This window comes from Paenibacillus etheri (assembly GCF_001012825.1).
In the GTDB taxonomy this organism is placed as follows: Bacteria; Bacillota; Bacilli; order Paenibacillales; family Paenibacillaceae; genus Paenibacillus_AQ; species Paenibacillus_AQ etheri.
The window spans coordinates 72,741-87,638 of sequence record NZ_LCZJ02000018.1; the positions used below are offsets into that span (position 1 = coordinate 72,741).

Below are 14,898 nucleotides of genomic sequence, written 5' to 3' on the forward strand. Positions count from 1 at the left end.
TGGAATGGCTTAATTCGGCGCTCTATGCAAGTGTGTGAACGTCCGATTCAGCATATATAAATATTTTGAGGGAGGTTATGGTGTACATGAAGGCTATTCGAACAAGCGCACTATTAACGCTGATGCTTATGGTGGTACTCAGTCTTAGCTTAGCTGGATGTGGAGGGAATAACGGGAATAATGAAGGGGCCTCACCGGCACCAAGTGAAAATGCAACCGCTACCAATGCTGCGGCAACAGATGAACCTGCTGCAGATCCTACAGCTGAACCGGAAAAGAAATTAGATCCTTATACTGTTAAGTTAATTTATGTCGGTGCTGTTCAAAAGGATGAGCAGGTTGTTGAGGATGCTATCAATAAGCTTCTGGAACCTAAAATTAATGCCAAATTGGATATCGCACCGATCGACTGGGGTCCATGGGACAATGATGTCAATCTGAAGATTGCCAGTCAGGAGAAATTCGATATTATTTTTACAGCACAATGGAAAAACTATGTAACCAATTCAGCTAAAGGTGCTTACCTCCCACTTAATGATGATAACGGCAAGTACGGTAATCTATTGAACGAATATGGCCAAGGGATTCTTAAAAATCTCGACCCGCAATTCTTAAAAGGTTCTGCGATCAATGGAGTGAATTATGCCGTTCCTACGAATAAGGAGCTAGCAGCACAAGGCGGGATCGTTTATCGCTCCGATATTGCTGATGAACTAGGCATTGATATGTCGAATGTGAAGACCATTCAAGATTTGGATGCCGTTCTCAAAGTCGTAAAGGAGAAGAGACCTGACCTAACTCCACTATACTTCAAGCAAGGAGAGACTTTTAACTCTCAGTATATGGCGCAGTACGATACGCTTGGTGATGCTTCAATTCCAGGCGTTCTGCTTAAGGATTCAGCGGATACTAAAATTCAATCCATGATTGAGCTGGACCGTTATAAAGAAATCATCAAACTTACTCGTGAATATATGAAGAAAGGTTACATTAACAAAGATGCGGCCGTGGCTACAAATTCTACGCAAGATGCAATGAAGGCCGGAAATGTCTTTATGACAGTACAATCACTTAAACCTGGTAAAGATAGTGAATTGGCTAATGCTACAGGTTTGGTCGGAAAACTGAAACAAATTGCTTTTAACGAACCGACGATTTCTACTAGTGATGCAGCAGGATCAATGTTAGCGGTCTCTGCTTCCTCTGGTGATCCAGCTCGTGCCATGATGGTCTTAGATCTTTTGCACACGGATAAAGAAATCAATAATCTGCTCGTATTTGGTGTGAAAGGTGTCCATTATGATGTCGTTAGTGGCGATACAATTAAAGCTACTGATAAAACTGGTGACTATAATACCGCTGCTGCCTGGATGCTTGGAAGCCAATTCCTGAATCCTGTATGGGAAAGTGAAGCTCCAGACAAATGGGAGCAATTCAAGGCCTTCAACTCCAAAGGTAAAGCTTCTGTTGCGCTCGGTTTTAACTTCGACGCATCCTCAATGAAGACTGAAATCGCGGCTTGTAAAGCTGTAATGGATGAATACGACATCAGCTTGGATACAGGTTCTGTTGATCCTGACACTGTCCTGACTAAGTACGCCGACAAGCTGAAGAAAGCTGGACTTGATAAGATTATTGCAGAAAAACAAAAACAGTTAGGTGCTTTCTTAGCTGCTCAAAAATAAAATATAAACGAATCCAAAAGGCTATCCCCGGCATGATTACTACGCTGGGATAGCCTTTATTGTACGATTGATGAATAGGTTAGCGGAAAGAAGTATCTATTGTTTGTGCCACTTGAATGGCAAGTGACCAAGCCTGTTCGGGATCTAGCTTACCTTGCTCAGCTTTGGTCAAATACTCAAGCATATTTGTTTCTACATCAGCGTGGTGAGGACCGTAGTAAGTAGGAATTACTTCTTGTGCTGCTGTAGAGAGGACACGTCCAACCTCTGAGTTAGGAAAATAGGGATCATACAGGTTATGGATCTCTGGATCGTCATAAATTTTGGGGGTAGAGGGAAATGTACCTTGTGTCTTAAATGAAATTAATTGCTGTGCAGGCTCGGTTAACCATTTGATAAGCGCGAATGACTCCTCAGGATGACTGCCTGTTCTAGGCAAAGTAAGGATGGAACCTCCCCGATTAGCGCTATTACCTGGGATGGTTGTTACGTTCCATAATCCGCTGGCTGTTGGAGCACTGCTCTTGATATGATCAATCATCCAAGCTGGACAGAGCATAACTGCAAAATCTCCGTTTAGCAGACCTGCACCCCAGCGCTGTGTATCTACGGCAATACCGGCGGATAGATTCAGCTTCAGGGCTTGTATTGAGAAGTCCCAGGCCCCTTTTACTGCAGGATTATTTTCTATGATCAGTTCTTGTGTAGTGGGGCTGTAATATTGAAGCTTGGACTGGCGTAAAAGGGTTAGATAAAGATTCTCTAAGTCATTGACAAAGGCTTTGCCTGTTGCCTCATGGACTCTAGTACCTGCCTTGAGGAATTGATCCCAAGTTTGGATTCGCTTTGCTACTTCCTCTGGTTTGGTAGGGAGTCCAGATAATGCGAAAATGTCAGTCCGGTACAACATTGCGTAGGGACCAATATCAGTCGGTAATCCGAAGATAAAATCATTACCGAGCACCTCCTGCCACTTCCAGCTCAGAAATTGATCCTTCAGACCATTCGCTCCAAATGTAGTAAGGTTATAAAAATAACCGGGGAACTGCTTGAGACGATCCAAATAGCTAATATCAATGGCTGCCACATCAGGGGAGCTATATCCTGCTGCGAATGAAGTCTGCAGCTTGGCGGGAAGCTGTGTGAAGGTAGAGGTCTGAATATGAATTTCTAGCTCGGGATGCTGCGTTTGATATTGATCTATAAGTGGCTCAAGACCCGATCCTGCGGTAAGCCAGATGTTCAGCTGGATCGGGTCTTGCAGGTCGATATCTTCCTTGGAAGGAGAGATCTGGCAACCGCTTGTATGAAGAAGCAATCCAAAGCTTAACAGGACAGTCATCAACTTAGCGTTCACATGCAAGAGAACACACCTCGACTTTATTTGTTGTGCTTCTGAAATTCCTGAGGAGTCATACCCATGTATTTCTTAAATATGAGGCTGAAGTATGCAGGATCCTTAAAGCCGACTAATTCGCTAACTTCGTAAACCTTGAGCGTAACATTATTTAGCAGCTCTATTGCTTTTTGAATACGAAGCTTGGTAAGGAAACTGGAAAAGCATTCTCCTACATCGTCTTTGAACAGACGGCCCAGATACGTTGGGTTCATGTATAATTCATCTGCGATCATTTTGAGTGAGAGGTTCTCTTGGAGTCGCGAATTCATTGCCTCAATCATCATAGAGATTACCCTGCGTGTAGCCTTCACCTGTAGTTGTTCTGTAAGCTGTGGGGAAGCTGAGCACATGGATATATTACTATAATAGATAACCGATCGGGTGATATCCTTTTTGATCTGTTGACATGCCTGTAGACTCTCATGATAAGCTGTTGCGAGAGCTCCAAGGTCATAGTGAGGATTGGAGACACCTGCGCTGAAAGGCGATTTCAAGATGCTAGACAGCTTACTCATCATCTCCTGAGTCAACGCCTCATCAATTTTTTTAGATTGTTCATGGGGGTAGAATAACATGATTATTGCTTCTTGCTCCTCTTGAATGCCGACAACGTGAGCGTATAGCGCAAAGCACTCTTCTAATATATTGATTACGGCTGCATACATCGCTTGTTCGGACCAGTACTGCGGCATAACATCACCTAGGTGATTTACAGTTACGACGACAAAGGAATGAAAGGGCGGTATGAGCTGTTCTTCAAAATAGGGCAATGGAATGCCATAAAGTAGATCTGAAAGACGTTTCTCCCGCAGATTCTTTTCTCGTAGGTGTGAAACTTGCTTGTGTTGCTTTTTCAATTCCAGGCGTTCGTACACACTTGTTACGACTTCGAGGATGTTTTCTACTGAATTTGGCTTGACCAGATATTCTCGTACACCGTACCGAATGGCTTGGCTGGCATAGGAGAAATCCTGATAACCTGTGAGCAGTACCGTTTCAGTGTCAGGATAACATTCATGAATATGCTTAGAGAGCTCGAGTCCATCCATGCCGGGCATTCGTATATCTGATATTACGAGATCGACTGCCTGCTCTTTTAACAGTTGTACAGCTGCTAATCCATTCTCTACTGAACCAATGATGCTAAAATTCTGGTTCGCATTTCCCAGCATTTCTGACAGAGAACGTCGAACAAAACTTTCGTCGTCAACAATTAACACATTCATCACTTCGCCCCCTACCCTTGGTCGAACTGTAATGGAACAGTGACTCTTACTAGTAAGCCTCCGAGCTCGCTTGTGGATAAATGAAGGCCAAATCCATGTCCATAGATTAATTCTATACGATGATTCAGATTGGAGAGACCGATACCGGTGTGAAGCAGCTTCTCCGGAGTGACCTCACCACTGATTAAGGCCTCTGCCATTCTTGCCTCACTCATGCTTTCTCCATTATCTTCTACAGTTAGCACAAGTGAGGTGCCTTCACTATAAGCTCGAATACGTATTAGCCATACTTCGCGAAGCGTAGGCTCAAGTCCATGTGTGATAGCATTCTCTACAAGGGGCTGAAGGGTTAGCTTCATAAGCTGCCGGTTCATGACCTCCGGATTCACGTGCAGATCAATCTGTAGTTTTTCCTCGTAGCGTAGTTTTTGCAGATAGATAAACCTTTCTAATTGTTGTAAATCCTCCTCAACCGTAACAAATTCCGATCCTCGATCAATGCTGTAACGGAGCAAATCGCTTAGTGCGAGCACCATTTGTGACTCTTCCCGCAGGCGCTTATTAGCAAGTGACCAATAGATGGTATTCAAAGTATTGTAGAGAAAATGAGGGCGGAACTGCGCTTTAAGCGCTACGATCTGAGCTTGTTTTTCACTGATTTGTTTGCTTGAGAGGTCAGCGATTGTATGGTCCAGGTTTTGAAGCATGGAGTTATAGCTTGAGTATAGAATAGCCATTTCCTTGTTCATGGTTGTTTTTACAAATGGTAGTGTGGTTCCACGTTCAACGTTGCTTAGCTTGGTTGCAAGGTTACGAAGCGGCTTGGATAGTGTCCATGAGAAAAAGAAGGTAAACAATAACGCTGCGGCCATCCCAAACAAGCCAATTAGAATAATATTTCTGCGAATGCCATTTAAATCTTTAACAGCTTCTTTAGAATCAATGTAAGCAAAAATGCTCCACTCGCTGTAAGGTGAATAGGCGTAAGATACGTACATATTGCGGGAGTTTATGGTATGTGGGATAATCCGTGCCTTATGGTTGCTGAATTGATTTAGAAGTCTATCATCCATATACAGCCCAATCTCATCTGGATCGGTGGAATAAACAATGGTGTTGAAGGAATCAACAATTTGGATTTTCTCATTCTTACCAAGATGAAATTGGCTGACAGCGTTATGGATAACCTCCACAGGAAGGACAAGAAATAACGTTCCTAATCGATCTAGAGCATTCCAATCATTAATTTGCCTAGCTCCCATGACCACAGGGATGGTACCGTTCTGCCATACATCTACACCAAACCAGAGCATACGTCCGTTATTCTGGGCTATAGCTGGAAACCAATAGGCGCCGCGGATTTCCCTCTCGCTGTCCCAGATTACTTTTAAGGAACTGCTATTGGTATATACCTGATTATCTGAAAGTCCGAGCAGCTTGAACTGGATATCATAGTTGATGGAACGTGTCTGTTGATCTATGTAGCGGGTGATATCCATAGCGTCAGTATGAGGTGTGCGGGATTCTGCTAAGTCTCCTAGTGTTTCTTGAATCAAGGGACTGAACATGATGGTAGATGAGAGTTTGTCGTTATCTTGAAGAATAGCGTCCATTTTACCTTGAAGCTGTTTGACGGATTCCAGAATATATTGATTCGATCGGTTAAGAACAGCTTGGGATGACGAACGGTAGGACAAAAAAATCGTAAAAGCTACGATAGTGAAGATGATTAGTGAGAAACCCATGATTAATTGAACGAGGATGGAGATTTTCTTGGACATGTCATCACCCGCATGAAAAAGATATTCTTCCATACATTGTAACAAAAGCAAATGAAAGCGAATATACCTTACCGCAAAATACACATATTTATATGGATAATCTCATTTTTTTCGGGTCGCCGTTGAAAGGTTGGTTTCGGTTATTTTAATACTGGGTTAATCTTTCTTTACTTAAAAATGAAACTTTTTGCGGTAATATGCGTCTAATACTATGTTTTGTTATAACGAACGTGGCAAAAAGCAATTCTTCCGCTTCGCTGAGAGCGGTTGCGTTTTTGCGGGGATATAAGAGGAGTATGAAAAAGACAGAGACCTACTTATATTTACAAATAGGAGCAGAGGAGTCATATCATGGATTTAAAGAAATTAACGTTAGTTGCTGTTTTGGCCATTTCTCAGGCCGCCTCGGCAGTGCCGGCTTTTGCCGAAGCTGTCAATAATACCTCCGGTAATACCAATGCAGTAGGAGCAGCTGCTACATCTGTAACGGATGTAATGCCAGAAGCTACTGACCCATTGCCACCATTACAAACTGAGGTACCAGGGGGAGTCGTATCACCTACACCAACTCCAACCCCAATTCCTGGGGCAACAACTGAACCGACGACTGAACCTGCGACAACAACGGAACCTACATCAACAACCGAACCAACGGCTACACCGATCCCTACTGCTACACCTGAAACCACTACACAGCCTATACCAACGGATGGTGTTCGTGCTGCGGCCAGTAATCAGCTTGTACTTATGATGAACAGCAACAAAATGTACCAAAACGGCGTTGAATATTTGGCTAATCAGCCAATGGCCGTGAAGAATGGGGTCTCATACGTTTCGATCCGAGCTATGGTGGAACGCGTAGGTGTGAAATACATTTACGATTATAAAACGAAAGAGACCATTGTTACCAAAGGAAGCGACGTAATGCGCTTTAAGACGGACAGTAAGATCTATTCCGTTAATGGTAAAAATGTGACAATGAAAGGCCCGGCTTATCAATTCAAGGGTACATTCATGGTTCCTTTGACGTCCATCACTGGAGCGTTAGGCATTCCTTATACCGTTGATAATGTGCAAAAACGAGTGATTCTTACGCTGAACACGAAACCTAAAGCTTCTTTTACAGTGCCAACTGAAATTTATGCTGGTGATCCTGTGAATTTCGTGACTTCCAGCTCTTCACCGAATGGTACGGCCATTGTCGATCAACGCTGGGAAGGAAATAAGCAAGATATCTATGATACACCAGGATTTTATGTAGTATCCTATTCCGTAATGGATGCGAATGGACAGTGGAGTGATCCTTACTCTGTGACCATCAATGTACTAAAACCAAATACACCGCCAGTCGCTAATTTCACAACAGAAAAAGATTCTTACAAGATGGGTGAAATGATCACATATTCGGATCTAAGCAGCGACCCAGACGGTGATCCAATTGAAGTGACTTGGACGAACAAAGCAGAAGCGTTCTTCACTCCAGGTCCAGCAACAGTAGCCATTCAAGTAAAAGATTCACATGGCGCAATCAGCACTTTTGAGAAGACCATTAATATTTCAGATGAAGTCTTGTACAGTAAAGAAGATTTCTATAGATTATTCGGTGCTCCAGGTAGTGTATTTAACATCGACGGATCAATGGTTCCAACTTGGCAGAAGGTAGCCTATAATCTTTCTTCTGAGCCTTATAACCTTATTCGCAGTAACAGCCCAGAAACAGTGAATACGGAAGGGATCACGTATAAAGAAACATCATTCGGCGGAACTCGCTTCTTGGTCCACCATAAGAATAATATGAATATCAAAACGAAGGTGTATGTGATTGCTAAGAATAACAATCTGTACCCTACGACAATTACAACAGAGTATGTAGGCTTTGGCGGTCCAAGTTCATTTCCAGAAGGAACTGGTAAAATGTCTGTGGAACGTTACTGGAAGTCTATGATTACTAGGGAGCATTATAAGACAACAGTCCTACAACCAGGGGAAAGCGTCTCGATTCTTACGGATCTAAACAAAATTGCAATGAAACCAGGCGAGATTGTATCCCTCCAAGCAGATTTATTTAGCGATTATCCTATTGAATATAATGTCATGCTGATCGATGCGAATAAAGATCCTCTAACTACTCTTCCTACACTTCCAATATTGGATCGTGATGGGGTGCATAACCGAGGAACTTATGCTGATTCTACACGTATCATCACGGTTACCGACGAAGTAGGAACAACTCCTGCGAGACTTCTTCTCGGTGACAATTTGAGTGATTTAAATTTGACCGGTGTAGACCCAATGAACGGTACTGATGCATCCAATGCAGGTAATTTCGGCGTGTTATACAAAATCAAATTCGATCGTGTTGCACCTAATTCATTGATTACGTTTAATCCACGTGGCGGTAATTACATGGGACCTGTCATGGTTAATGGTCAAATTGTACACATGCCGACATCGGGAAGTCTCTCATCGGCTGATATGAACAGCGTGATTTATCGTACTGGTGATTTTGGCGGCTCCGTGGAGATTTTGTTCACAGCAGCTTCTGGTAGTAACTTGCCGGTGAATTTCCTAGTTACACCACTGCCAGCGAAGAAATAACAAAATAGGTCCATCCTTTAAGTTATTTGGGATTCACCTGAAATATAAGTCCGGTTGAATATTCCGCAAAGGAATACTCAGCCGGACTTTTTGTATTTAAATGTATGAATTTTACTCTGGTGAACACTCATACGCTTGGTTGTTTCATTGACGGGGCATTTATTTTGGGGCATTATTAAGAGAGTGAAGTATAAATGAAATGAACTGAAATGTTATGGGAGATGAGCGTATGCTGTCGACAGAACAAATATTAGAGGTCATGTCGGGGCAAGGTCTGCGAATCACCGACCAACGCAAAACGCTTGCCAAGTTATTCGGCGAGAATAAGGGTTATTTGTCAGCGAAGGATGTCTATGAGCATATGGGCCGCAAGTATAGCGGACTTAGCTTTGATACCGTGTACCGCAATCTGCGTGTAATGGAAGAGCTTGGTGTACTTGAACAAATCGTCTTTGAGGACGGAGTGAAATTCAAGGGAAGCTGTAATCATCAGGATCACCATCATCATATGATCTGCCTTCAATGCGAGAAAACCTACCCGATTAATTTCTGCCCGATGAATTTAACGGATACACCTGATCAATTCCGGGTAGTCAAGCATAAATTTGAGGTGTTCGGTTATTGCAAAGAATGTGAAGAGAACCGGGAAGAAGAACTAGTCGCAGCAGCTAATCGCAAAAAAGGGGTCTAAGGATGGCGACCCTTCGAAGAACGATTCAGGCCCCCATTCGGGTGTACCGCAAGTACATTTCCCCGATTAAGCCTGCCACTTGTCGCTTCTATCCAACCTGCTCTGCCTATGCGCTGGAAGCTATTGAAGTCCATGGTCCACTTAAAGGTTCATGGCTTGCTGCCAAGCGGATCGCTAGATGTCATCCCTTCAATCCAGGGGGACTTGATCCGGTACCGCCTCTTGAGGAACACCCCACGAAGAAGGATTCTGCTCGTGCGACTTGACATAAGCCCTTACCATTGGGTATATTCACAGGTAATAGTATGAATTCCGAGGAACGGATAAGTAAATCGGTACGTCCATTACAGAGAGCCGGTATGTGCTGAAAGCCGGTATGGAGCGTTAGATTGAATATGGTCCGGGAGGAACTGTGTTCGAGCGGGAACTGCAAGTGAGGTTCACGTAAGATAACAGCGTGTTCCAGCGTTAATGGACAGTTCCCGGGAGGGAACTGGCGAAGCCTGTTCTCTGTGAAGAGACAGGAAATTTGGGTGGTATCGCGTGAGTTATACTCTCGCCCCATTATAGGGGCGGGAGTTTTTTGTCTTTTTATGAAAGAAAGGATGATTAATCAATGAACGAGAAGAAAACTTTTTACTTAACTACACCTATCTACTATCCGAGTGATAAGCTGCATATCGGACATGCTTACTCTACTGTAGCAGGAGATGCAATGGCCCGCTACAAACGTCTACGCGGCTATGATGTACGTTATCTTACAGGTACAGACGAGCATGGTCAAAAGATTGAACGGAAGGCAGAGGAAGCAGGTAAAACCCCTCAGCAGTTCGTAGATGACATCGTTGTTGGCATTAAGGAATTATGGCGCAAGCTAGACATCTCCAATGATGACTTCATCCGTACTACGGAAGAACGTCATAAAAAGGTTGTTCAGGATATTTTTGATCGACTGCTCAAGCAAGGTGACATCTATAAAGGCGAATACGAAGGCTGGTACAGTATTCCGGATGAAACCTTTTATACAGAAACGCAATTGGTTGATATCGTTCGAGATGATAATGGCGTAATCATTGGTGCAAAAAGCCCTGATAGCGGTCATCCCGTTGAGCTGGTGAAGGAAGCGAGTTATTTCTTCCGGATGAGTAAGTATGCAGATCGATTGCTGCAATTTTATGAGGAGAATCCGGAATTTATTTTGCCTGAATCCCGTAAGAACGAAATGATCAATAACTTTATCAAGCCTGGTCTGGAGGATCTTGCGGTTTCCCGTACGACTTTCGATTGGGGTGTTAAGGTTAAAGGCGACGAAAAGCATGTAGTGTACGTATGGATTGATGCGTTGACAAACTACATTACTGCTTTGGGTTACGGTTCTGAGGATCGCAGTCTGTACGATAATTTCTGGCCTGCAGATGTACATATTGTGGGCAAAGAAATCGTCCGTTTCCATACCATTTACTGGCCAATCATTCTAATGGCGCTGGGTGAGCCTCTTCCGAAAAAGGTGTTTGCGCATGGCTGGCTGCTTATGAAGGATGGCAAAATGTCGAAATCCAAAGGGAACGTAGTTGATCCGGTTACACTGATTGATCGTTACGGCCTGGATGCACTTCGTTATTATCTGCTACGGGAAGTACCGTTTGGTTCGGATGGTACGTTCACACCTGAAAGCTTTGTAGATCGGGTTAACTATGATCTTGCTAATGACCTTGGTAACTTGTTGAACCGGACAGGTGCGATGGTGGAGAAGTATTTCGGTGGAGAGCTTCCAGCGTATGAAGGAAATGTAACAGCATTTGATGGTGAGCTTCAAGCTGCGGCAGAGAACACTTATGCCAAAGTAGAAGAAGCGATGGAAAAAATGGAGTTCTCCGTAGCGCTAACAGCGATCGGGACCTTTATCAGCCGGACCAATAAATATATTGATGAGACACAGCCTTGGTTGCTTGCTAAGGATGAGAGCAGAACAGCTGAGCTCGCTTCTGTGATGAGACATCTTGTGGAAGGTCTTCGCACCGCTTCCATTCTGCTGCAGCCGTTCTTGACACAAACCCCAGCGAAGATTTGGGAACAGCTTGGCATCGAAACAGGTGAGCTGACATCTTGGGATAGTGGTAAGACTTTCGGTCTGATCCCGGCAGGAACAAAGCTGGTTAAAGGCAATCCAATCTTTCCGCGTCTGGATGTGGAGCAAGAGGTGGCTTATATCGCCGAAGCTATGGGCGCTGGCAAACCGACTGCTGAACCGACAGAAGCAGCACCTGCCGCTCCTGCGGCATCTGAGCCTGAGGAAGAGCATAAAGAAGAGATCGGCATCGACGATTTCGCCAAGGCTGAGCTTCGGGTAGCTCAGGTCATTGCGGCAGAGCCTGTGAAGAAAGCCGACAAGCTGTTGAAGCTGCAGCTGGATCTAGGTTATGAGCAGCGTCAAGTTGTTTCTGGTATCGCGAAGTTTTATACACCGGAAGAGCTGGTAGGACAAAAAGTGATTTGTATTGTGAACCTGAAGCCCGTGAAACTGCGCGGAGAATTGTCCCAAGGGATGATTCTAGCTGCTTCTAAAGGTGATCAGTTAACCATCGCCACAGTTCCAGACAGCATGCCAAATGGAGCTATCGTGAAGTAAGACTTGTTATGTAGAACATATAAATGAAAATTTATATTAAGAAAGGGAATGCTCCTTCAGCCGGACAGGCTGTGGGAACATTCCTTTTTTCAACATACAAGCAGGGATAAAGTTCAGAATTATCTTATCAGGATTTATGGTTGACTTATCGTAATGATTACTATTATACTTCTAATAGTAAAGATTACGATTTGAGAGGGAGATCAATTTAATGGTTGCTATGAAGTCACGAATAAGTCTGCTCATTCTTGCCCTGGTGCTTGTATTTACACTTACTGCATGTGGACCTAAGAGCAGTGGAAGTATAGTTGAAGGGAAAGTAAATGTTGTAACTACTTTTTATCCTATTTATGAGTTTACTCGGGAAATTGGTGGAGATGATATAAATGCCATTAATTTGCTTCCGGTAGGCGTAGAGCCACATGATTGGACACCGCGCAGTCAGGATATAGTTAACACCTCTAAAGCGCAATTGTTCCTGTACAATGGAGCAGGGCTTGAGGGTTGGGTTCCTAATTTTCTAAAAGGGCTTGATAGTAGCAGTAAGGTAGAAGCCGTTGAAGTAAGTAAAGGTATTGATTTAATAATGACCGATGAAGATGACGGACATGATCACGGGGGAAGCAGTGAAGAGGACCATCACGAGGATGATGCTGATCATAATAGCCATTCCGGGGATAGTCTTCATACGGACCCACATACCTGGGTAAGTCCGAAATCAGCGATTATTATGGCTCGTAATATTAAAGACAGCCTGCTGTCCGTAGACCCGGAGCATAAAGATGGGTATGAAGAACGTTACAATAAACTTGCTGAACGTCTACAGGCTTTGGATAGTAAATTTGAGCAGGAGCTTACAAAACTGCCAAACCATGAAATTGTAGTTTCACACCAGGCATTCTCATACCTCGCTCGTGATTATGGGCTTGATCAGCATGCGATTATGGGATTATCACCTGACGCCGAGCCAAGAGGTCAAGATTTGGTGAATCTGGCGAAGTTGGTCAAAGACGAAGGCATCAAGTACATCTTTTTTGAAGAGCTTGTCTCCGATAAACTGGCTAAGACGTTAGCAGCTGAAGCCGGCGTGTCTACTATGGTTCTTAATCCAGTAGAAGGTCTTACTGCGGAGCAAGAAAAGAACGGGGATAACTACTTCACGTTGATGGAGAAAAATTTGCAAAATCTGATTATGGCTTTACAATAATAAGGAAAGTATAAGGAAAAGGCGGTGCTTAAGCATGCAATCGGTATCCTTGGACTGCCATCAGCATATCATCGATATACAGGATCTTTCTTTTTCATATGGTGAACAGAAGGTGATCTCGAATCTTAACTATAGTGTAAGAGAACGGGACTTCCTTGGTATCATTGGTTCTAATGGCGCTGGTAAAACAACACTGATGAAGATGATCGTCGGTTTGCTTCCGGCTAGCAGTGGTGAAATCAAATTATTCGGAACGCCTGTCCGTAAGTTTAAAGACTGGGAGCGGATTGGTTATGTTCCGCAGAAGAATGCCTTCAACCCACTGTTTCCAGCAACGGTGCGTGAAGTAGTGCTATCTGGTTTGTACAACAACAAGAATCTTATTCGAAGAGTATCTAAGGCTCAGCATCGTCAGTGCGAAGATGCGCTGGAAGTGATGCGGATACAGGATATTGCGGAGAAAAGAGTAGGTCAGCTGTCAGGCGGTCAGCAGCAGCGTGTATTTCTCGCACGAGCGCTGATCAACCATCCGGATCTGCTGATTTTGGATGAGCCTACTGTCGGTATTGATGCTGAATCACAAGCAGGATTCTTTGATTTAATTACACATATGCATGCCCATCATCATATGACATTTCTAATGGTGTCGCATGATATCGACATGATTAAGAATTACTTAGGTAATGAACCTGTGCAAACGAACGGTAAGATTAACTTTTTCTCCCGACACTCTCATGATTTGCAGAATTGCACGGAAGAGAACCTGCAGCACACGCTCTCTTAGGTCATAGTCAAAGGGGGTTTGGGAGGGATCGAAAAAGATTTTAATAATTAAAAATGTTTCAATTGTTCTACGGAGGAGAGTTAAAGTTGGAAATTCTATTTAGCGATTTTTTTCAGCGAGCGCTTGCGGGCGGTCTTCTGATTGGCATTACAGCGCCGCTTATAGGCGTTTTTCTTGTGCTCAGACGTTTATCTATGATTGGGGACACGCTGGCTCACGTTACGATAGCTGGTGTGGCCCTTGGTTTTTTAACAGGATTCTACCCGCTGGGAGCAGGTCTTATTTTTGCAGTGGTGGCCTCCTTTGCGATAGAGAAGCTTCGCAAGGCTTATAAGAGTTATGCAGAGCTCTCGATCGCGATAATTATGTCGGGCGGTGTGGCTTTAGCTTCACTCTTTTTTACCTTAGGAAAAGGTTATAATGCAGATGTTATGAGTTATTTGTTCGGTAGCATTTATACGCTAGACAATACCGATTTAGTCGTAGTAGGGATCGTAACGATAGCAGTTGTAGTAGTGGTTACGATGTTCTTTAAGGAATTCTTTTTGCTTAGCTTTGAAGAGGATGCAGCGAGTGTCAGTGGACTTCCAGTGAAGTTGCTTAACATGTTGATTACCATTCTGACGGCGCTTGTAATCAGCACAGCGATCAAAATTGTCGGATCATTGCTGGTATCTGCTCTACTAACCATTCCGGTTGCTATCAGCTTATTGTTGTCTCGAAGCTTTAAATCCTCGGTCATTCTATCCGTCATCATTTCGGAAATTGCTGTTGTAGGCGGACTAGTAGTTGCAGGAGTTTGGAATCTGGCCCCTGGTGCTACCATTGTGCTTTTACTCATATCACTATTAGTATTGACTTTGATCGGTAAAAAGGGTTTGCCAGCATAAACAGCGAA

At 43.7% G+C, this 14,898-nt stretch carries 11 protein-coding genes and 1 other annotated feature; of the genes, 8 read left to right on the forward strand and 3 right to left on the reverse strand.

The features are described from left to right. The first annotated feature begins 86 nt into the window (after positions 1-86). Positions 87-1,685 (forward strand): ABC transporter substrate-binding protein, encoded by a 1,599-nt coding sequence (locus UQ64_RS05795; RefSeq protein WP_060622551.1) that lies wholly within the window; start codon positions 87-89, stop codon positions 1,683-1,685. Positions 1,686-1,764: 79 nt separating this feature from the next. Here UQ64_RS05795 and UQ64_RS05800 read toward each other — a convergent pair whose 3' ends face one another. The 3 genes from UQ64_RS05800 to UQ64_RS05810 are packed head-to-tail and all read right to left on the reverse strand — an operon-like array spanning position 1,765 to position 6,124. Then, entirely contained in the window at positions 1,765-3,042 is a 1,278-nt protein-coding gene (locus UQ64_RS05800) for an ABC transporter substrate-binding protein (RefSeq protein WP_156417462.1), read from the reverse strand. Between the two features lie 23 nt (positions 3,043-3,065). Then, positions 3,066-4,310, reverse strand: a complete 1,245-nt coding sequence (locus UQ64_RS05805; protein ID WP_060622553.1) for a response regulator — start codon at positions 4,308-4,310, stop codon at positions 3,066-3,068. 11 nt (positions 4,311-4,321) lie between these two features. Then, entirely contained in the window at positions 4,322-6,124 is a 1,803-nt protein-coding gene (locus UQ64_RS05810; protein ID WP_209445723.1) for a sensor histidine kinase, read from the reverse strand. A 318-nt stretch (positions 6,125-6,442) separates the two neighbouring features. On the opposite strand from UQ64_RS05810, the gene UQ64_RS05815 reads away from it, so the two are divergent. From UQ64_RS05815 to UQ64_RS05845, 7 genes are all read left to right on the forward strand, one after another. After that, positions 6,443-8,689, forward strand: coding sequence for a copper amine oxidase N-terminal domain-containing protein (locus tag UQ64_RS05815; RefSeq protein WP_060622555.1), 2,247 nt, complete (start codon positions 6,443-6,445; stop codon positions 8,687-8,689). A 229-nt stretch (positions 8,690-8,918) separates the two neighbouring features. Further along, positions 8,919-9,380 (forward strand): Fur family transcriptional regulator, encoded by a 462-nt coding sequence (locus tag UQ64_RS05820; protein WP_042190503.1) that lies wholly within the window; start codon positions 8,919-8,921, stop codon positions 9,378-9,380. A gap of 2 nt (positions 9,381-9,382) precedes the next feature. Beyond that, positions 9,383-9,646, forward strand: a complete 264-nt coding sequence (gene yidD, locus UQ64_RS05825; protein ID WP_042190501.1) for a membrane protein insertion efficiency factor YidD — start codon at positions 9,383-9,385, stop codon at positions 9,644-9,646. A 40-nt stretch (positions 9,647-9,686) separates the two neighbouring features. After that, positions 9,687-9,947: a binding site (T-box leader), on the forward strand. Positions 9,948-9,996: 49 nt separating this feature from the next. Beyond that, positions 9,997-12,009 (forward strand): methionine--tRNA ligase, encoded by a 2,013-nt coding sequence (gene metG, locus UQ64_RS05830; protein ID WP_060622556.1) that lies wholly within the window; start codon positions 9,997-9,999, stop codon positions 12,007-12,009. A 211-nt stretch (positions 12,010-12,220) separates the two neighbouring features. Further along, the gene (locus UQ64_RS05835) at positions 12,221-13,216 is read left to right on the forward strand and encodes a metal ABC transporter solute-binding protein, Zn/Mn family (protein WP_060622557.1); all 996 of its coding nucleotides are present in this window, start codon (positions 12,221-12,223) and stop codon (positions 13,214-13,216) included. A 34-nt stretch (positions 13,217-13,250) separates the two neighbouring features. Next, positions 13,251-14,000, forward strand: coding sequence for a metal ABC transporter ATP-binding protein (locus tag UQ64_RS05840; RefSeq protein ID WP_042129853.1), 750 nt, complete (start codon positions 13,251-13,253; stop codon positions 13,998-14,000). Positions 14,001-14,086: 86 nt separating this feature from the next. Beyond that, positions 14,087-14,890, forward strand: coding sequence for a metal ABC transporter permease (locus UQ64_RS05845; protein ID WP_060623240.1), 804 nt, complete (start codon positions 14,087-14,089; stop codon positions 14,888-14,890). Positions 14,891-14,898: the final 8 nt, after the last annotated feature.

Excerpts from the sequence above, each read along its gene's own strand:
- UQ64_RS05795 (WP_060622551.1), top strand. The coding sequence starts at position 87 with ATGAAGGCTATTCGAACAAGCGCACTATTAACGCTGATGCTTATGGTG.
- UQ64_RS05805 (WP_060622553.1), bottom strand. The coding sequence starts at position 4,310 with ATGAATGTGTTAATTGTTGACGACGAAAGTTTTGTTCGACGTTCTCTG.
- UQ64_RS05810 (WP_209445723.1), bottom strand. The coding sequence starts at position 6,124 with ATGGAAGAATATCTTTTTCATGCGGGTGATGACATGTCCAAGAAAATC.
- UQ64_RS05815 (WP_060622555.1), top strand. The coding sequence starts at position 6,443 with ATGGATTTAAAGAAATTAACGTTAGTTGCTGTTTTGGCCATTTCTCAG.
- UQ64_RS05820 (WP_042190503.1), top strand. The coding sequence starts at position 8,919 with ATGCTGTCGACAGAACAAATATTAGAGGTCATGTCGGGGCAAGGTCTG.
- yidD (WP_042190501.1), top strand. The coding sequence starts at position 9,383 with ATGGCGACCCTTCGAAGAACGATTCAGGCCCCCATTCGGGTGTACCGC.
- metG (WP_060622556.1), top strand. The coding sequence starts at position 9,997 with ATGAACGAGAAGAAAACTTTTTACTTAACTACACCTATCTACTATCCG.
- UQ64_RS05835 (WP_060622557.1), top strand. The coding sequence starts at position 12,221 with ATGGTTGCTATGAAGTCACGAATAAGTCTGCTCATTCTTGCCCTGGTG.
- UQ64_RS05840 (WP_042129853.1), top strand. The coding sequence starts at position 13,251 with ATGCAATCGGTATCCTTGGACTGCCATCAGCATATCATCGATATACAG.